This is a genomic window from Rhodococcus sp. 14-2496-1d (assembly GCF_002259365.1).
GTDB lineage: Bacteria > Actinomycetota > Actinomycetes > Mycobacteriales > Mycobacteriaceae > Rhodococcoides.
Genome location: NZ_NPFV01000029.1, coordinates 716,339 through 734,476, shown reverse-complemented (window position 1 = coordinate 734,476; position 18,138 = coordinate 716,339). Strand labels below are relative to the sequence as shown.

The window sequence follows — 18,138 nt, the reverse complement described above, 5'->3', positions numbered from 1 at the left end:
GACGGCGGGGCCTGCCGTGGGATATGACTTCACCGATGCCGACCTCGACTTCATGCACAGCGAGGTCGGCATGGAGGCACTCGACGCTGCGGACGGCCTCGAATTCGGTACGAGAACAGCGGTGCGAGACATCTCCTCGATCCGGGAGCGATTCCCCGCCCACGCGGGTGCCCTGATCGAAACCGTGACCGTCCGCCGCAAGGCGCGGGTGAAACTACTCGACTCCGACCGATGGTGGGTCACCGACGAGGCGGTGCAGCAGGCAACGCCGACGCTCGTCGCACGCAGGCGGGCCGCTCGACTCGCCGGACGACGGGTGCACGATGTCACGTGTTCGATCGGCAGCGAACTGTCGGTCCTGATCGGCACCGCGGAGTTGGCGGTGGGCAGCGATCTGGACCCGATTCGGCTTCGGATGGCCGCACACAACGTTCCGGACGCCACCGTACTGCGCGCCGACGCGCTGACCCCGACAACGCGTGACACCGTCGTCGTCGCCGATCCCGGCCGCCGAGCAGGTGGGCGGCGACGCCACGACCCGGCGGCGTTGCAACCACCGCTACCGGACCTGCTCGACGCCTATCGAGGCCGAGACCTGGCCGTCAAATGTGCGCCCGGCCTGGATTTCGACTCTGTCGACTGGGCGGGTGAGGTCGAGGTGGTCTCGCTGGACGGGGGAGTGCGAGAAGCGTGCCTCTGGTCGGAAGGGTTGAGCGAGAACGGTGTTCGGCGTCGTGCTGCAGTCCTTCGGTCCGACGGCGGTGTGTTCGAGATCACCGATTCGGAATCCGACGACATTCCGGTTCGGCCCCCAGGCAGCTACATCGTCGATCCCGACGGCGCGGTGGTCAGGGCCGGTTTGGTTCGGCACTACGGTGCCAGATTCGGTCTGTGGCAACTCGATCCGAGAATCGCGTATCTGACCGGCGACACGGTCCCGGCCGGGGTGCGCGGGTTTCGGATTCTGGAGCAGGCCAAGTTCTCGGAGAAGGTGCTTCGGCAACAACTGAATCGGATGGACTGCGGCTCGGTGGAAATTCTGGTCCGCGGAGTCGACGTGGATCCGGCGCTGCTGCGGCCCAAGCTCAAACTTCGGGGATCCGTGGCACTGTCGGTGGTGATCGCCCGAGTCGATCGGTCCGCGGTGGCGTTCGTCTGCGCGCCAGGGGCTGTCGGTCAGCCCGTGTAGGTGAAGATCTCGCCGAGGTAGCTCGCGGTGACGACCTGGCCGTCCGGGCCGATCGACGTTCCGACGGTGGTGCCGACGACGTCGGGAACGGGCTGCACATCCACCGTCTCACCGGTGGCCGCGTCGAACGTGAGCAGCGCCAGTCCGTCGTCCTCACGCACGACGGTGTGGCCGCGTCCGTCGGCGGATTGAGCTGCCGTGCCTGCCTGTTGAACGTCGTCGCGGACCCAGACTCGCTCGGCCGAATCTCCGTTGTCGCGCAAGCCGACGAGAGTGCCGTCGCCGCCCGACGGCACGATCGTGCCGTCCGAGGCGATCGACGGAGCGGCACCGATGCCGAGGCCGGTACCCTCGGTCCACTTCTGTCGCCCGTCGGTGGTGTCGAACGCGGTCAGCCTGCCGTCGACATCGGCCAGGTAGACCGTCGATCCGTCCTGAGACAGCACCGGACTGGACGCGACTCCGGCGGGCAGCAGGTCCGAGGACCAACGCTCGACGAGCCCTGGCGTGCCATCGCGTTCGTACTGCAGTGAAACGAGTTGCGGTGCAATCGAACCCGGACGCCACAGGGTCAGGTAGATCGACCCGGTCGCGGCGTCGACGGCGGGTGCGGCGGGTACCGGGCACTCGGATCCGCCCGAGCTGCACCGGTCGAGTCCGGTATCGACCGGCAGAAAATCCGAATTCGGGTCGGTCAGGAAGTTCGGTGTCGGAACGAGATCGAGAATCGGTACTCGAAGTTGCCCGTTCTGCGAATCCAGAACGCTGACCTGCCCCAACTGGGTGATCGAGAGCACGCTGCCGTCCCCGAGGAACTGCGCGGACTTGGGCACTCCGTACACCGGTGTGCGCCAACGTAGTTGGCCGTGGTCGTTGTACGAGTTCATGCCGCCGTCGTCGCCGATGTAGACGTTGATCGCCGAATCGACCGTCGGCGTTGCAGTGACGACGGACGGTCCGACGCGATTGCACCAGCGCTTACGGGCGGAGTCGATCTCGAACGAGAAGAGGTTGCAACCGGATTCGGTGGCGGCAGTGACGAACATCTGACCGGTCGATCCGATGGACACCGGGGAGGTCACCGTGCCGCCGGTGGGGCGCGTCCAGTCCAGGGACAGTGGGGTCGACACCGACACCCCGGTGGCGGCGCTGTTGTGGGAATTCGCGTGCGCTGCAGGCCACGAATCGGGAGAGAGCGGCTCTATCGCCGAGGTGTCGGTACCACAGCCGCTCACGGTCACCAGCGCCAGCGCTGCTGCGAAAGCGGTGACCTTTCTGCCGGTCCTACCGTTGGCCCTGACGCCGCGCATCGATCGCTCCCCATGACTCGAGTCCGTGCCCGACACGGTGCCGGGGCGTCTGTGTTCGTTCCGCCGACGAGCAACGGTCGACAGACAACCCTAGCCCGCGTGAGGGTGGCGGCAGAGAGCGGGCGAACGAGAAACTAGGCTGAACCACCATGACGAGTATGTGGAACGCGCCGCTGCGGACACGCTGGCGCGGGTCGAGACGACGCGACACCGACCAGGCGCGGTTTCTCACGCGTGCGTCCCTCGACTGGGTGCTCGCCAACAAGGCGTACACGCCGTGGTACCTGGTGCGCTACTACCGCCTCGCGAAGTTCAAGCTGGCCAATCCGCACGTGATCCTCAAGGGCATGGTGTTTCTCGGCAAGAACGTCGAGATCCACTCCACTCCCGAGCTCTCGCGCCTCGAGATCGGGCGCTGGGTGCACATCGGCGACGGCAATGCCATTCGCTGCCACGAGGGTTCGCTGCGGATCGGCGACAAGGTGGTCTTCGGCAAGGACAACGTCGTCAACACCTATCTCGACATCGAGATCGGCGCGTCGACGTTGGTGGCCGACTGGTGCTACATCTGCGATTTCGATCATCGGATGGACGATGTGAACATGCCGATCAAGGATCAGGGAATCGTCAAGGGACCGGTGAGAATCGGGCCGGACACGTGGATCGCGGCCAAGGTGACGATTCTGCGCGAGACCCGGATCGGTCGGGGCTGCGTGCTCGGAGCCCATGCCGTGGTCAAGGGTGAGATCCCGGATTACAGCATCGCGGTCGGTGCCCCGGCCAAGGTCGTCCGCAATCGCAAGGTCGCCTGGGAAGCCGGTGCCGCCGAACGCGCGAAATACATTGCCGCGCTGGAGGATATCGCTCGCAAGAAGGCGCTCGGACAGGCCGAGGCGGCGCGAGAGAACTGACCCTGCTGTTCTCAGGTACGGCCGGGCAGAGCGCGCTCGACGATGTGCGGTCGGGCCAACGGATGCCGAACTTTGCGTTTGGCTTCCAGATAGACCTGGGCGGTCGTCTCGGCGACGTGCTTCCAGTCGAAGTCGACGGTGAGGCGTTCGCGGGCGGCCACGGCCCTCTCCTGTGCGGCGTCCGCATTGTCGAGAACGCGCCGCACTGCAGCGGCCAGCCCGCCGACGTCGCCGGGCTCGAAGGACAGGCCGGTCACGCCGTCGACGATCGCTTCACCCAGACCGCCTGCCGTGGACGCGACCAGCGGGGTGCCCGCGGCCGCGGCCTCGAGCGCGATGATGCCGAAAGGTTCGTACCGACTGGGCAGGACGATGGCGTCGGCTCCGTGCAGCCAGCCGAGGAGTTCGGTGTGGTCGAGATTGCCCAGAAACGACACAGCGCGGGCAACCCGGTGCGTGCGCGCCAGCCCGGCCAACCAGGCGAACTGTGTTCCTTCGCCGGCGATGTGCAGGGTGGTACCCGGGTGGCTCCGTCGGATGCGGGGCAGAGCTGCGATGGCATCCTGGATGCCCTTCTCGTACTCGAGGCGGCCGACGTAGAGCAACTTGGCCGGCTCGGATCGAGGCTCTCGTCGCCGAAAGTGCCAGGTGGAGCGGTCGATTCCGTTGCGAATCACCTTCACCGACGACTCCGATACTCCGAACAGGGTGGTGACCTCGTCCTTCATCGATGTCGAGCAGGCGATCACCGCATCGGAATCGTTGGCGAGCCACCACTCGACGGAGTGCACCTGGCGGTTGACGCGCCCGGATATCCACCCGCTGTGGCGTCCGGCCTCGGTGGCGTGGATGGTCGAGACGAGCGGTACGTCGTAGAACTCGGCGAGTGCGATCGCCGGGTGTGCGACGAGCCAGTCGTGGGCATGAACGACGTCGGGCTGCCAACCGTCACCCAGACCGGGCTTTCCCAGCGCGACGCCCGCACGCACCATCGCGTGCCCCATCGCGAGGGTCCATGCGAGCATGTCCTCCCCGAAGACGAAGTGGGCCGGGTCCTCGGCGACGGCGACGACGAGCACCCCGTCCTCGATGTGGTGAGACGTCGGGTGGGTGGCGGCGTCGGTTCCGGTGGGGCGACGCGACAGAACCACGACCTCGTGCCCGCATCGAACCAACTCGGTTGCCAGGTGGTGCACGTGCCGACCGAGTCCGCCGACCACAACGGGTGGGTACTCCCACGACACCATCAGGATTTTCATCGACGCCCCCCTGCACCTTCTCGCTCGCGGCCACCGTGTGCACCGGGCAGCCGGCGCGCATCCAACGCAGGAAACAGTCCGTCCGCGCGGTTCCATTGCCGAGCCAACTCGTCTGCACGGACAGGTGATCCAGCTGCGGCCGCGGCAGCGATCTCGCGCAGCGCATGTGCATGGACGTGCGCCCGTTCCCGCGCGTAGCCTGCGGCGGAATCCTTGCTGACCATGAATGCCCAGTCGCTGGCCACGGCCATCAGTGTCTCACGCAGTATCTGATCGTTGACGCGATTGCGTAGTTCGGGTCCACCGGCGCGACGCCGAGCGTCTCGGGCGGTATCGACGGCGTCGAGAGCGGCCCGGGACACCTCGGAATTGAGCGCGACCAGATCGGCGACGTCGTCGCCCGCCCACACGCGCCAGTCCTTGCCCGATCCCCACGACGAATCCTGCAGTTCGAGCGGCGCCCCGACGTAACCCTGCTCGCGGGCGTCGTTCAGCGTGCCGACGGTGATGCCTGCGGCGGGAAGCGCGCGCATGACCTTGCCGAGCCACTGTGGGCCCTCGTGCCACCAGTGCCCGAACAGCTCGGTGTCGAATGCTGCGACGACCAGGGCGTCGCGTCCGATCCGCTCGGATTCGGAGATCAGGCGCCTGCGCACCACATCGACGAAGTCGGCGACGTGACGGTCCACTGTCGCCGCGGCCCGTTCGGGGTCGTAGGGAGCCTTGTCGTTCGACGCGACCGAGCGGCCGGTGACCCGGGCCGGTTTGAGACCGGTGGCGTGATCGTAGGTGTGGAAATCCCGATAGGAACCGTGGCCGGGATAGCCGGACTTCGGTGACCACACGCGGTAGCTGACCGGGAGATCGCGTCCGAACGCGACGACGTCGGAGTCCCACACCGGCCTGCCGAGGGAGGTGTCTCCGCGCATTGCCGGACCGTCGACCATGAAGTGCGAGACCCCGGCCGCGGCGTACTCGGTTTCCATGCCCGGGGTGAATCCGCATTCGGGTGCCCAGATCCCTCGGGGCGTTGTGCCCCAACGGGTGTGGGCGTCGAGCAGTCCTTCTCGGAGCGAGAAGGCGCGGAGTCGGGGATCGAGCAGCGGCTGGAACGGGTGCGCCAAGGGTCCACCCAGCAGTTCGACGGTTCCGGTGTCGATCAGCGGTCGAAGGACTGCGGACCCGCCGTGCCGCCACCGGGTCTCGAATCGATCGAGCGCGGCGGCAGAACCTCGGTGTTCCCGAACGGACAGGTCTTGGTCTGTCGCCTCGTGGGCTCTGAGCTGCCAGTTCCCGAGCCAGTGGTGCATTCCGGACAGGCAGTGTGGATCGTCGAGTTGAGCGGCCAGTACCGGGGTGATCCCCAGCGAGAGCACGTTGCCGTGGCCGTCCTCGGCCAGCCGCTCGAGCGCCTCGGTGATCGGTAGATAGCAGTCCGCCCAGGACTGGTACAGCCATTCCTCGCCGACGGGCCAGCGCCCGTGATTGGCCAGCCACGGCAGGTGGGAGTGCAGCACGAGGGAGAACATGCCCGGCACGGTGGCACCGGATGTCACCCGATCACCGCGCTCGAACTCTTGCGGGCGACGGCGACCAGATCGAGGCTGTCGTCGATGCGGTCGGCGGCGATGTCGAAGTCCTCGATGGAGATGGCCGCGACGTCCTCGGTGAGTTCGGCCGGCCAGGGCTCACCGGCCAGGGCCCGTTCGATCTGTGCGTCGATGAACGAACCGCCGTGCTTGGCGTCGAGTGCGGCCAGCGTGCGTCCGTGCCGGACTCCGGTGAGTTCGTCGACCTCGAGTCGAGCGTCCACGAGAAGCTCGGTGAGTTCGGCCGCGTCGAGTTCGCGGGTGTGGAACGGGTTGAGCGGGGTGTCGCGTCCGGGCGAGAACGTGATGCGGTTGGGCGTGCTGATCAACAGAATGCCGCCGGGCGCGAGCACCCGGTGCACCTCGGCGAGGAACGCACCCTGATCCCAGAGGTGCTCGATCACCTGGAAATTGACGACGACGTCGATCGAGGAATCGGCGACCGGGAGGCGGTCGAGGTTGCCGCGCAGCATCGTCACCCTCGGGTAGCGAGCGTGCACGTGCGCGGCGGCCGACCTGTCGTAGTCGAGACCGAGGACTGTCGTCGCGACATCGGCAATCATGTTGGCTCCGTAGCCTTCTCCCGATCCCGCTTCCAGAACCGTTCGGTCGCGGCAGTGCTCGACGAGTGCGCGGTAGACCACCTCGTGGCGGCGGAACCAGTAGTTCTCCTCGGCGATGCCGGGCACGGTGCGCTCCCCGGTGAGGGGCAGTGGTGCCGGTGCCGGTGCCTGAGCCGATGAATCGTTCACCGACGAAAGGTTAGTGGAGACGCGGGGGAGGTAAGCCAACGTGGTCTCCATAACAGTCGGGGTACAGATGTATGGTCGGACAGGCAGGGAGGTATGTTACCCACGGGTAACTACGGTGAGGTAACCTCGTCCCAGACCGTAGAACTGCACGAACCGTTAGAACACTCACGATCAGCAGAACATGACCAGGAGGTCGACGCAGACCCATGACGAACATCGTTGTTTTGATCAAGCAGGTTCCAGACACGTGGTCCGAGCGCAAGCTCACCGACGGTGACTACACCCTCGATCGCGAGGCTGCCGACGCCGTCCTCGACGAGATCAACGAGCGGGCCGTCGAAGAGGCACTGCTCATCAAGGAAGCCCAGGGCGGTGAGGTCAAGGTTCTGTCCGCAGGCCCCGATCGCGCCACCGATGCCATCCGCAAGGCCCTGTCGATGGGTGCAGACAGCGCAGTGCACCTCAACGACCCGACCCTGCACGGCTCCGACGCGATCCAGACCGGGTACGCGCTGGCCGCAGCGCTCGGCAACGTCGCATTCGAGAACGACGAGCCGGCCGATCTCATCATCGCAGGCAACGAGGCCACCGACGGCCGCACCGGTGCCGTTCCGGCGATCATCGCCGAATACCTGCAGATCCCGGCCCTGACGCAGCTGCGCAAGCTCACCGTCGCGGACGGCAAGGTCACCGGCGAGCGGGAGACCGACGAAGGCATCTTCGGCCTCGAAGCCGCGTTGCCCGCCATCGTGAGCGTCACCGAGAAGATCAACGAACCGCGCTTCCCGTCGTTCAAGGGCATCATGGCCGCCAAGAAGAAGACGGTGCAGACCATCACGCTGGCCGACATCGGTGTCGAGGACGGCATCGTCGGCGTCGACAACGCGGGAACGACCGTCACGTCGTCCACCCCCAAGCCTCCCAAGACTGCAGGCGAGCGGCTCACCGACGAGGGCGACGGCGGCGAGAAGATCGCCACCTACCTCGTCGGCCAGAAGATCATCTGATCCCGCCCCACCGAGCAATCGAAGACAAACGAGGAGCAAGTCATGGCAGAAGTACTCGTGCTCGTGGAGCACGTCGAGGGAACACTGAAGAAGGTCAGCACCGAGCTGATCACCGCCGCTCGTGCGCTGGGTGAGCCGTCCGCGGTCGTCACCGGCCCGGTCGGCACCACCGACAAGGTCGCCGACGCGCTGACCGAAGCCGGTGCCGAGAAGATCTACGCCGCCGAATCCGACGCGGTCGACGGATTCCTGGTCACCCCGAAGGTCGACGTGCTGTCGGCTCTTGCGGAGTCGGTCTCGCCTGCGGCGATCATCACCGCAGCCACGATCGAGGGCAAGGAAGTTGCGGGTCGACTCGCAGCACGCCTCGGCTCGGGCTACCACAACGACGTCGTCGCACTGAACGGCGACGGCAGTGCCGTCTACTCCATCTTCGGTGGCGCGTTCACCGTCGAGGCCAAGGCCAACGGCGACGTTCCGGTCATCTCGCTGCGCCCCGGTGCAGTCGAGGCCGAGCCGAAGGCCGGAGCGGGCACCCGCGAAACCGTCGAGGTCCCCGCGCAGGAAGAGGGGGCCGTCAAGGTCACCTCGCGTGACCCGATCGTCGGCGGCGACCGTCCGGAGCTCACCGAGGCGTCGGTCGTCGTGTCCGGTGGACGCGGTGTCGGCAGTGCCGACAAGTTCTCCGTCGTCGAGGAGCTGGCCGACTCGCTCGGTGCCGCAGTCGGTGCTTCGCGCGCCGCTGTCGACTCCGGCTACTACCCGGGCCAGTTCCAGGTGGGTCAGACGGGTAAGACCGTCTCCCCGCAGCTGTACGTCGCACTGGGTATCTCCGGAGCCATCCAGCACCGTGCAGGCATGCAGACCTCGAAGACGATCGTCGCTGTCAACAAGGACGAGGAAGCGCCCATCTTCGAGATCGCCGACTACGGCATCGTCGGTGACCTCTTCAACGTCGCACCGCAGCTGACCGAGGCAGTCAAGAAGCACAAGGGATAGCTCCGAGCGCTGTTCCCCGACAGGCCCTCACCGCCCGCGCGGTGAGGGCCTGTCGTGTCGTTCGGCGCAACCTTGTTCACGCAAACTCTTCCGACACGTTTCCCCGACGATGCCCGGTGGCCTTCCCCGCTCGTTAGACACACCTCATGACCACTTCCGTCATGAGCTCGACTGCATCGATCGTCCCGGCCACCGACCGCTACTCGCTGGTGTTGTCCACCGACCCGGAGCACCGACTCGCCGCGCAGCGTCTGCGCTACGAGGTGTTCGCTTCCGAGCCGGGATTTTCCGTTCCCACCGATACCGACGGCCTCGACGCCGATCGGTTCGACGAATTCTGTGATCACCTGCTCGTTCGTGACCAGTGGACCGACACGTTCGTCGGCTGCTACCGCATGTTGCCGCCGCAGGCCGCCGTCTCTGCCGGTGGGTATTACACGGCAACCGAATTCGATATATCCGCACTCGATCCCGTCGGCATGAATATCGTCGAAATGGGAAGGGCTGCAGTTCATCCCGATCATCGGTCCGGATCCGTCCTTGGGCTCATGTGGGCAGGAATCCTGCACTACCTCGATGTGACGGGATACGAGTGGGTGATGGGCTGCGTGTCGGTGCCCATGCAGTCGGCACCGGGGGACCCCATCGGGGCCAACGTTCGCAGTGTTCGAGACCGCCTGTTGAGCAAGCACGCCACGCCGCTCGACCGTCGGGTCAGGCCGTACTCTCCGGTCGTCGTCGACGGGGTGGACCTGATCGACATCGAACCCGCGGCGCGAACGTCGATGCCGCCGTTGATGAACGGCTACCTTCGGCTCGGTGCCTCCATCTGTGGTGAGCCCGCCCACGATCCCGAATTCGGTGTCGCGGACTTCGTCGCGGTGCTCGGCCTGCACGAGGCCAACACTCGCTATCTCGACCGCTTGCGCTCGGCAGCAACGACGTTCGAGTCGGGTGTCCGGTGACTCGACCGATCGAGCACGCGCACGCGTGGATGCCGTCGTCGCCGTGCAGTGACGGCTGTCTGCCGAAGAACCCACCGACGGTGGGACGAATCGTCCTCGTGCTGCGAGTCGTACTGGCGCTGGCCGCGTTCGGGTTGCTGCCGGTGCTGGTCGTCCTCGGGGTCCCGTTCCCGCGGGTTCGCCGTTCGCTGACGCGGATCGGCGCTCGGACCCTGCTGTTCGCCATCGGAATCGACCTGACCGTGCTCGACGCCCGCTCGGAGCGGGAACGCTCCCGAACCGCTGCAGGCGCACTGCACGTCGCCGGTCACATCTCCTGGACCGACGTCGTGGTACTCACTGCAGTACAGCCGTCGACCTTCGTCGCGCGTGCCGACCTCATCGACTGGCCGGTGCTCGGCCGCCTCGCGCGGGCCATGAAGGTACTTCCGATCGATCGAGCTCGACTGCATCAGCTCCCCGGCGTCGTCGATCAGGTGGCCGATCGCGTCCGCGCAGGCGGATCGGTCGTCGTCTTCCCCGAAGCCACCACCTGGTGTGGTCGCGCGTACGGCTCGCTTCGGCCTGCGCTGCTCCAGGCCGCGATCGATTCGGAGACCTGGGTACAGCCGATTCGACTGCGCTACCTCGACCGGACCGGCGAACAGACCACCGCTACGTGCTTCGTGGGGGACGAGACGATCGGCGCATCCATCGGCCGGATCTTCCGATTGCGAGGCCTGCGTGCCGAGGTGGAGTTCACCGCCCCGGAGGCACCCGGTGGCGATCGACGCGACCTCGCTCGACGATGCGAGGTGGCGATTCGACGCGACGGAGTGAAGCTTTCGGAACGATACGGGAAGGACGTCTTCGACCCCACCGTGCACGAGGTGATGGCCGAGTCCGAACGCAGGCCGATGCCGCCGACGGTTGCGGCGGCCTGAACGAGCATCGATCACCGTGACCGCGGACCCGCCTCGCGCAGGTAGGTCCGCGGTCACGGCAGCGGGTATCGTCTAGCCTGTTATGCCTTCAGTGCGCAGTACGACTGCTCCCGTCCCGCCGCGGCCACCGGTGTACCTCGATCACGCAGCGACGACCCCGATGCTGCCGAGCGCGATCGAGGCGATGACCGCTGTGTTCGCCACGGTGGGCAACGCGTCCTCGCTGCACACCTCCGGTCGGTCCGCTCGGCGGCGAGTGGAGGAATCGCGCGAGTCGATCGCTGCGGACCTCGGCGCGCGCCCGTCCGAGGTGATCTTCACCTCCGGTGGTACCGAGAGCGACAACCTCGCCGTCAAGGGCATCTTCGCGGCCCGGCGCGATTCGGACCCCGCACTGACCAGGATCATCGCCAGTTCGGTGGAGCATCACGCGGTGCTCGACGCGGTGGAGTGGCTCGTCGCACACGAAGGTGCGAGCGTCACCTGGCTCCCGGTCGATACAGAGGGGCGAGTCACTCCGGACGCGCTGCGCGCCGAGCTGGCCCTGCATGCCGACGAGACTGCGCTCGTGACCGTGATGTGGGCCAACAACGAGATCGGAACCGTCATGCCGGTCGCCGAGCTCGCGGCCGTGGCCGCCGAATACGGAGTTCCGATGCACAGTGATGCGGTCCAGGCGGTGCCGCATCTGCCCGTCGGCTTTGCCGAGAGCGGTCTGTCCGCGCTCAGCATCGCGGCACACAAGTTCGGTGGACCGCAGGGGGTCGGTGCACTTCTGCTCGGCCGCCAGGTCCCGTGCGTTCCGCTCTTCCACGGCGGGGGGCACGAGCGAGACGTTCGATCGGGCACTCCGGACACTGCGGGCGTCGTGGCCATGGCGGCTGCGCTGCGTACGACCGTCGAGAACTCGGCGCGGCACCGCGCCGAACTGAGAGCGCTGCGCGACCGGTTGATCGTCGGGATCAGAGACGCCGTTCCCGACGCCGTCCTCAACGGGCCGGAAGGCGACGATCGGCTGGTCGGGAACGTGCACTTCACCTTTCCCGGGTGCGAGGGTGATTCGCTGTTGATGTTGCTCGATGCGGCAGGCATAGAATGCTCGACGGGCTCGGCGTGCACTGCCGGCGTGGCCAGCGCCAGTCATGTTCTGATCGCGCTCGGGTGCGATCCGGCCGTCGCCCGCGGATCACTGCGGTTCTCGTTGGGGACCGGCTCGTCCGAATCGGACGTCACCACTGTGCTTGCGGCTCTGCCGCAGGTCGTCGAACGCGCTCGTGCCGCCGGATTGGCCGGCGTCGGAGCTCGAGGAGGAAATCGCTGATGCGTGTTCTGGCTGCTATGAGCGGGGGAGTCGACTCGGCCGTTGCCGCGGCCCGTGCCGTGGACGAGGGCCACGACGTCGTCGGTGTGCACCTGGCTCTGTCGACCGCTCCCGGCGCTCTGCGCACCGGTTCGCGTGGTTGCTGCTCCAAGGAAGACGCCGGTGACGCTCGTCGAGCTGCCGACGTACTCGGAATCCCTTTCTACGTATGGGATTTCGCGGATCGCTTCAAAGAGGACGTCATCGACGATTTCGTCGCGTCCTATGCCGCAGGTGAGACCCCGAATCCGTGCCTGCGCTGCAACGAGAAGATCAAGTTCTCCGCTCTGGCCGACCGCGCTCTCGCACTGGGCTTCGATGCCGTGGCGACCGGGCACTACGCGCAACTGCACGACGGAGTGCTGCGACGTGCCGTGGACGCGGACAAGGATCAGTCGTACGTGTTGGCCGTGCTGAACCGGGCCCAGCTCTCGCGTGCGATGTTCCCCATCGGGGACACCCCGAAGTCCGAGATTCGCGAGGAGGCTGCCGAGCGTGGGTTGGCCGTCGCCGACAAGCCGGACAGTCACGACATCTGCTTCATCCCGTCGGGCGACACTCGCGCATTCCTCGGCGCGCGGATCGGCGTACGCCCGGGCAAGGTCGTCGACTCCGAGACCGGAGCCGAACTGGCCGATCACGAAGGCGTGCACGGGTTCACCATCGGGCAACGCAAGGGCCTCGGCGTGGAAGGCCCGGCCGCGGACGGCCGTCCCCGCTACGTGACGTCGATCGAACCCGACAGTGGCACCGTCATGGTCGGCTCGGCACAGAAGCTCGACGTCTGGGCGATCAGTGGAGATCGCGCGGTATGGACCGAAGGTACCGCCCCGACCGGCCCCATCGAGTGCGTCGTCCAGGTCCGTGCGCACGGCGGACTGACCGAGGCGGTCGCCGAGGCAGCGGGTGACGGCATGGAGATCCAACTGCGGGCTCCACTGACCGGTGTGGCCAAGGGCCAGGCTGCGGTGCTGTACCGCAAGGACATTCACGGCGACATCGTCATCGGCAGCTCGACCATCTCGGGTACTCGATCCGAGCGCGAGTGACCCCGGGCGTCTTCGCTGGACTGGCGACCGGCATCGGTTCGTGGCCGGGCACCGACATCCGTGAGGCCGCTGCGGTCGTCGTCGGGGAGTTCACCGAGCTCCCACACGTCGTCGAACTTCCGGCTCGCGGCCTCGGTGCGGACATGATCGGACGCACCGGAGCCATCATGGTCGACGTCGAGCTCGACGTGCGCACCTCCGGTTATCGCGTCGTGCCACGCCCGATGCTCGCCGGCCGGCGGGCGACCGATTTCCTGGCCGAGGACCTCGACGTGCTCGAGGAACTGTGGGAGGTGTCGGGGCTTCGCGGCAGCGGCCGCACCATCAAGGTCCAGGCGGCCGGTCCGTTCACGATGGCGGCGCAGGTCGAACTTCGGCACGGGCATCGGGCCTTGACCGATCGCGGTGCGCTGCGGCATTTCGCCGAATCCCTCGGCGAGGGACTGCGCCTGCACTGCGCGGAAGTGACGCGTCGGCTCGGAGTCGACGTCCTCGTTCAGCTCGACGAACCCAGTCTCGCAGCCGTTCTGGCCGGCAGCCTGACGGGCATCACCGGGCTCGATTCTGTGCGGGCAGTCCCGGAACCGGATGTTCTCGACCTGCTCGATTCGTTGATCGAGACGATCGATCGTCCCGTTGCCGTCCACTGTTGTGCCGGCGACGTTCCGTTCGATCTGCTTCGCCGTTCGCGCGCGGTCGCAGTCGCCGTCGACGCGACTGCGCTGCGCCGCAGCGATTTCGACGGAGTCGGCGAGCTGCTGCAATCCGGCAAGACACTGATGCTCGGGTTGATTCCGTCCGAAACGCCGGAGCGGCCACCGCATTGGCGCGAACTGGCCGAGCCGGGCGTCACGTTGATCGACCGACTCGGATTCGACAGATCGATTCTCGCCTCCCATATCTCCGTGACGCCTGCATGTGGATTGTCCGGAAGTACACCGGAGTGGGCCCGTCGCGCAACAGGACTCGCCCGCGACGTGGCTGCCGCGTTCGCGGATTCCCCCGATTCGTTGTGAGATCACACAGCCGCTCGGAGTGAAACGCTGTCGACTTCGGGCCGATCGAACCCACTGCAGTTAGGACGCCGAACAGGTGTGACACTATTCACATGGCCGTCGGGGGTCTGTTGAACACGCGGGAGTTCGGAAATGGCATCAGGTGGTCGCGACTTCGACGAGGTCGCCTCCCTCCGGCGTTCCGGCAGGCACCGTCGAGGACTCGTGGCGAAACTGGCCGCGGCCACCTCCGACTGGTACCGAGCGCCGCACGATTTCGAGTGGATCATCAATCACAGATCGACCCGTCCGCTGACCGGGATCATCCGCGTGGTGTTCGGCACCGCCACGCTGATGTACGCCGTCACCTCGATCTTGATGCTGTTCAGCGATCTCGGGCCGCAGGGACCGACGGCCATCGGCTGGGTCCTCTTCGTTCTGGTCACTCAGGTGTTCGTCGCCGCCCGGTGCGTGCTCGGCCCGATCCCGGGAAAGAAGTTCTTCGTCGCGTTCCTGGCCTTCGGGGACATTCTCACGACCTCGGTGTTGATTCTGTACGCGCCTGTCGCGTCCCTGATCGGAACGGTGTTGTTCGCCGTCACAGGAGCGTTCTGCACCTACTTCCTCAGTCCGCGACTGCTGGTGGCGCATCTGGTGTGGACCGCAACGTTCATCGTCGGTTTCGGTATCCGCACCTTCCTGTCGGTGACGAGCGACGAGGTGGACTACATCGACGGGCCCGCGGTGGTGACGGCGACGGTGGTTCTGCTCCTGGCGACGGTGGGAGTACCGGTGTTCGCTCAGGTGGCCTGGACGACGCTGTCCAACGACGCCAAGCGGTCGGTTCTCGATCCCCTGACCGGGGTGTACAACCGGCGCGGCATCGACAGTGAACTGCTGGACCTGTGGCACGAGGCCGATAAGCGCGGCATGTCCATGGCTTTCCTGGTTGTCGACATCGACAAGTTCAAGGCCGTCAACGACCGATTCGGGCACAGCCGCGGCGACGAAGTGATCGTGCGGGTCGCAGATCGGCTGCGCCGCGTGGTCCGGCATCAGGGGGGAGTGCTCGCTCGAACCGGTGGCGAAGAGTTCCTCGTCGCCATGGTCGGTGATGCGCGGGGGATGGTCGATCTCGGCTTCGACATCGTTCGGGTCCTCTGGGACCGCCGCGACGACATCCCCGTCACCGTCAGCGTGGGAATGGCGTTGCTGCGCGAGGACTCGGCTCTGTGGGACGTCGGTACGTCCGTCGTCGGCAGAGCAGCCCGTACGGCGGATGCGGCGATGTACCGGTCCAAACAGTCCGGTGGAAACAGTTTGGTCGTCGAAGAGATCTGAGGCCTCGAACCGACGTGCGTCGATGCGTCGATGCGTCGATGCGCCGGTGTGCTCGGGTGCGACCTCTGCGATGATCGTGCGATGTATCGGCTATCGGATGCCCAGCGACGTGGACTACCCGCCGGAGTGCTGTTGTCGGTGATGGCGTCCGTGCTCGGCGGCATCTACGCGGACTCTTTCGTGACCGGCTTCGCTCTGACCGCCGGAATCTGCGCGGTGGCGATCGTCGCCGCGACATTGCTGCTGGGACTCATGGGTCGCTAGCCGCACGGTGTCGGCCGATGGGGCACTGTCGGTGGGGTCGGATAATCTTCGATACGTGCCCGAGCCGACCGAATCACCCGCAGGAACCGACGACAGCGCAGGGACGGTCGGTGTTGAACTCGATGCTGCGTCCTCTGCCGATCGCGAGCGATGGCAGACGCTGGCCGAGGAAGTTCGCGGGCACCAGTTTCGCTACTACGTCCGAGATTCGCCGATCGTGTCCGACGGCGAGTTCGATGCCCTGCTGCGCGAGCTGAACGAGCTGGAAGAGGCGCATCCGGATCTGCGCACGGCGGATTCACCGACCCAACTCGTCGGGGGCGGCTTCGCCACGGAATTCACCGCCGTGGACCACCTGGAACGAATGTTGAGCTTGGACAACGTGTTCGATCACGACGAGCTACGAGCCTGGGCCAAACGGGTCGAGACCGAAGCAGGGCCGGATCTGGAGTATCTGTGCGAGGTCAAGATCGACGGCGTCGCATTGAATCTGGTGTACGAGAACGGCACGCTCGTGCGCGGCGCCACCCGAGGTGACGGACGTACCGGAGAGGACGTGACGCTCAACGCGCGCACGATCGACGACATCCCGGACACCCTGACCGGGAGCGAGCAGTACCCCGTCCCGGAACTGTTGGAAGTACGCGGCGAGGTCTTCTTCCGGCTGGAGGACTTCCAGGCGCTCAACGCCGCACTGGTGGCGGAGGGCAAGCCCCCGTTCGCGAATCCACGAAATTCGGCGGCAGGGTCGCTGCGACAGAAGAATCCGGCGGTCACCTCCAAGCGGCGTCTGGGAATGATCTGCCACGGCTTCGGTCGCATGGTGGGTTTCACGCCCGAGTCGCAATGGCACGCCTACAAGGCTCTCCGCGCCTGGGGTCTGCCCATTTCCACCCACACGACCCGAGTGCAGGGCGTCGACGCCGTCATCGAGAAGGTCGTCTACTGGGACCAGCACCGACACGACGTCGAACACGAGATCGACGGCCTGGTCGTCAAGATCGACGACATGTCGCTTCATCGTCGACTGGGGACGACGTCTCGCGCGCCGCGGTGGGCGATCGCGTACAAGTACCCACCCGAGGAGGTCACCACGACGCTGCTCGACATCCGGGTCAGCGTCGGCCGCACGGGCAGAGTGACGCCGTTCGCCTACATGACGCCGGTGCTCGTGGCCGGCTCGACGGTGTCGCTGGCGACGCTGCACAACGGGTCGGAGGTCAAGCGCAAGGGCGTTCTGATCGGCGACACGGTGACCATTCGCAAAGCGGGAGAGGTCATTCCGGAGGTTCTCGGCCCCGTCGTCGACGCCAGGACCGGTGCCGAGACCGAGTTCGTCATGCCCACCGAGTGCCCGGAGTGCTCGACGCCTCTGGCCCCGGCGAAGGAGGGTGACGCCGACCTGCGCTGCCCCAACTCGCAGTTCTGCCCGGCGCAACGTCGCGAGCGGGTGTTCTTCGTGGCCGAGCGGCAGCGATTCGACATCGAGGGACTCGGTTACGAGGCCGCATCCGACCTGTTGGCCACCGGGGCCATCGAGGACGAAGGTGACCTGTTCTCGCTCACCGAGGACGATCTGATGAAGACGGCGATCTTCCGCACCAAGTCCGGGGCGTTGTCCGCCACCGGTCGAAAGTTGCTCGACAACCTGGCCACCGCACGGAACCAGCCGCTGTGGCGGGTGCTGGTCAGTCTGTCCATCCGGCACGTCGGTCCCTCGGCAGCGCGCGCATTGGCAGGGGAGTTCGGCAGCCTCGACCGAATCCGGGCAGCGTCGGTCGAGGAACTCTCGGCGGTCGACGGGGTGGGCGGCACCATCGCAGCCGCAGTCTCCGAGTGGTTCGAGGTCGACTGGCACCGCGCCATCGTCGACAAGTGGCAGGCCGCGGGCGTGCGCATGGAAGACGAGCGGGACGCGTCCATCGAGCGCAATCTCGAGGGACTGTCGATCGTGGTCACCGGGTCGCTCACGTCGTACTCGCGTGACGAGGCAAAGGAAGCGATTCTGCTGCGCGGTGGCAAGGCTGCAGGTTCGGTATCGAAGAAGACGGCGTTCGTGGTGGTCGGTGACGCTCCGGGGTCCAAGCACGACAAGGCGATCGAGCTCGGCGTGCCGGTGCTCGACGAAGCGGGATTCACCCTGCTTCTGACCGAGGGCCCCGATGCCGTGGCTCCGACCGACGCAGAACCCGGACCCTCGGACTGATCGGGCCGGGAACGCGTCG

At 66.5% G+C, this 18,138-nt stretch carries 16 protein-coding genes; 12 read left to right on the top strand and 4 right to left on the bottom strand.

Features of this window, described 5'->3' with window-relative positions; genetic code table 11:
* Positions 1 to 16 precede the first annotated feature (16 nt).
* Entirely contained in the window at positions 17 to 1,189 is a 1,173-nt protein-coding gene (locus CH296_RS24790) for an SAM-dependent methyltransferase (RefSeq protein ID WP_094685886.1), read from the top strand.
* Here the strand turns inward: CH296_RS24790 and CH296_RS24785 are convergent.
* Positions 1,177 to 2,499, bottom strand: a complete 1,323-nt coding sequence (locus CH296_RS24785) for a PQQ-binding-like beta-propeller repeat protein (protein ID WP_094685885.1) — start codon at positions 2,497 to 2,499, stop codon at positions 1,177 to 1,179. The two genes, CH296_RS24790 and CH296_RS24785, sit on opposite strands and share 13 nt — an antisense overlap.
* A 149-nt stretch (positions 2,500 to 2,648) precedes the next feature.
* On the opposite strand from CH296_RS24785, the gene CH296_RS24780 reads away from it, so the two are divergent.
* On the top strand, positions 2,649 to 3,410 hold the full coding sequence (locus CH296_RS24780; RefSeq protein WP_032397734.1) for an acyltransferase: 762 nt from the start codon (positions 2,649 to 2,651) through the stop codon (positions 3,408 to 3,410).
* Between the two features lie 11 nt (positions 3,411 to 3,421).
* Here the strand turns inward: CH296_RS24780 and CH296_RS24775 are convergent, their stop codons facing one another.
* From CH296_RS24775 to CH296_RS24765, 3 genes are read right to left on the bottom strand one after another with little or no spacing between them, the layout of a single operon-like run.
* Positions 3,422 to 4,669 carry a glycosyltransferase family 4 protein gene (locus tag CH296_RS24775; RefSeq protein WP_032397735.1) on the bottom strand — a complete coding sequence of 416 codons (1,248 nt, stop codon included), beginning with the start codon at positions 4,667 to 4,669 and terminating at the stop codon, positions 3,422 to 3,424.
* Positions 4,666 to 6,198 carry a glycoside hydrolase family 57 protein gene (locus tag CH296_RS24770; protein WP_094685975.1) on the bottom strand — a complete coding sequence of 511 codons (1,533 nt, stop codon included), beginning with the start codon at positions 6,196 to 6,198 and terminating at the stop codon, positions 4,666 to 4,668. The genes CH296_RS24775 and CH296_RS24770 overlap by 4 nt, the downstream gene beginning before the upstream one ends.
* A gap of 23 nt (positions 6,199 to 6,221) precedes the next feature.
* Complete coding sequence (locus tag CH296_RS24765; RefSeq protein ID WP_052050271.1) at positions 6,222 to 7,061, bottom strand: bifunctional 2-polyprenyl-6-hydroxyphenol methylase/3-demethylubiquinol 3-O-methyltransferase UbiG; 840 nt, start codon at positions 7,059 to 7,061, stop codon at positions 6,222 to 6,224.
* Between the two features lie 155 nt (positions 7,062 to 7,216).
* On the opposite strand from CH296_RS24765, the gene CH296_RS24760 reads away from it, so the two are divergent.
* The 10 genes from CH296_RS24760 (at position 7,217) to ligA (ending at position 18,119) form a co-directional block, all read left to right on the top strand.
* Positions 7,217 to 8,017 (top strand): electron transfer flavoprotein subunit beta/FixA family protein, encoded by an 801-nt coding sequence (locus CH296_RS24760; protein ID WP_094685884.1) that lies wholly within the window; start codon positions 7,217 to 7,219, stop codon positions 8,015 to 8,017.
* Positions 8,018 to 8,059: 42 nt separating this feature from the next.
* Entirely contained in the window at positions 8,060 to 9,016 is a 957-nt protein-coding gene (locus tag CH296_RS24755) for an electron transfer flavoprotein subunit alpha/FixB family protein (RefSeq protein WP_032397739.1), read from the top strand.
* A gap of 146 nt (positions 9,017 to 9,162) precedes the next feature.
* On the top strand, positions 9,163 to 9,981 hold the full coding sequence (locus CH296_RS24750) for a GNAT family N-acetyltransferase (RefSeq protein WP_045195662.1): 819 nt from the start codon (positions 9,163 to 9,165) through the stop codon (positions 9,979 to 9,981).
* Positions 9,978 to 10,904 carry a 1-acyl-sn-glycerol-3-phosphate acyltransferase gene (locus CH296_RS24745; RefSeq protein WP_256980562.1) on the top strand — a complete coding sequence of 309 codons (927 nt, stop codon included), beginning with the start codon at positions 9,978 to 9,980 and terminating at the stop codon, positions 10,902 to 10,904. Before CH296_RS24750 ends, CH296_RS24745 begins: the two co-directional genes overlap by 4 nt.
* 82 nt (positions 10,905 to 10,986) lie before the next feature.
* Positions 10,987 to 12,225, top strand: coding sequence for a cysteine desulfurase family protein (locus CH296_RS24740; protein ID WP_094685883.1), 1,239 nt, complete (start codon positions 10,987 to 10,989; stop codon positions 12,223 to 12,225).
* The gene (gene mnmA / locus CH296_RS24735; RefSeq protein WP_032397742.1) at positions 12,225 to 13,313 is read left to right on the top strand and encodes a tRNA 2-thiouridine(34) synthase MnmA; all 1,089 of its coding nucleotides are present in this window, start codon (positions 12,225 to 12,227) and stop codon (positions 13,311 to 13,313) included. Before CH296_RS24740 ends, mnmA begins: the two co-directional genes overlap by 1 nt.
* A complete protein-coding gene (locus CH296_RS24730; protein ID WP_094631808.1) occupies positions 13,310 to 14,329 on the top strand; it encodes a methionine synthase in 1,020 nt (339 codons plus the stop codon). Before mnmA ends, CH296_RS24730 begins: the two co-directional genes overlap by 4 nt.
* A gap of 132 nt (positions 14,330 to 14,461) precedes the next feature.
* Positions 14,462 to 15,649: a diguanylate cyclase gene (locus CH296_RS24725; protein ID WP_094685882.1), complete on the top strand. Its 1,188-nt coding sequence runs from the start codon at positions 14,462 to 14,464 to the stop codon at positions 15,647 to 15,649.
* Positions 15,650 to 15,730: 81 nt separating this feature from the next.
* A complete protein-coding gene (locus tag CH296_RS24720; RefSeq protein WP_032398339.1) occupies positions 15,731 to 15,913 on the top strand; it encodes a hypothetical protein in 183 nt (60 codons plus the stop codon).
* 55 nt (positions 15,914 to 15,968) lie between these two features.
* A complete protein-coding gene (ligA, locus tag CH296_RS24715; protein ID WP_179277811.1) occupies positions 15,969 to 18,119 on the top strand; it encodes an NAD-dependent DNA ligase LigA in 2,151 nt (716 codons plus the stop codon).
* The last annotated feature ends 19 nt before the right edge of the window (positions 18,120 to 18,138 follow it).

Bases quoted from the DNA above. Each gene is read 5' to 3' on its own strand.
- CH296_RS24750 (WP_045195662.1), top strand. From the start codon at position 9,163: ATGACCACTTCCGTCATGAGCTCGACTGCATCGATCGTCCCGGCCACC.
- CH296_RS24775 (WP_032397735.1), bottom strand. From the start codon at position 4,669: ATGAAAATCCTGATGGTGTCGTGGGAGTACCCACCCGTTGTGGTCGGC.
- CH296_RS24760 (WP_094685884.1), top strand. From the start codon at position 7,217: ATGACGAACATCGTTGTTTTGATCAAGCAGGTTCCAGACACGTGGTCC.
- CH296_RS24720 (WP_032398339.1), top strand. From the start codon at position 15,731: ATGTATCGGCTATCGGATGCCCAGCGACGTGGACTACCCGCCGGAGTG.
- CH296_RS24780 (WP_032397734.1), top strand. From the start codon at position 2,649: ATGACGAGTATGTGGAACGCGCCGCTGCGGACACGCTGGCGCGGGTCG.
- CH296_RS24740 (WP_094685883.1), top strand. From the start codon at position 10,987: ATGCCTTCAGTGCGCAGTACGACTGCTCCCGTCCCGCCGCGGCCACCG.
- CH296_RS24770 (WP_094685975.1), bottom strand. From the start codon at position 6,198: ATGTTCTCCCTCGTGCTGCACTCCCACCTGCCGTGGCTGGCCAATCAC.
- mnmA (WP_032397742.1), top strand. From the start codon at position 12,225: ATGCGTGTTCTGGCTGCTATGAGCGGGGGAGTCGACTCGGCCGTTGCC.
- CH296_RS24755 (WP_032397739.1), top strand. From the start codon at position 8,060: ATGGCAGAAGTACTCGTGCTCGTGGAGCACGTCGAGGGAACACTGAAG.
- CH296_RS24765 (WP_052050271.1), bottom strand. From the start codon at position 7,061: ATGGAGACCACGTTGGCTTACCTCCCCCGCGTCTCCACTAACCTTTCG.
- CH296_RS24785 (WP_094685885.1), bottom strand. From the start codon at position 2,499: ATGCGCGGCGTCAGGGCCAACGGTAGGACCGGCAGAAAGGTCACCGCT.
- CH296_RS24725 (WP_094685882.1), top strand. From the start codon at position 14,462: ATGGCATCAGGTGGTCGCGACTTCGACGAGGTCGCCTCCCTCCGGCGT.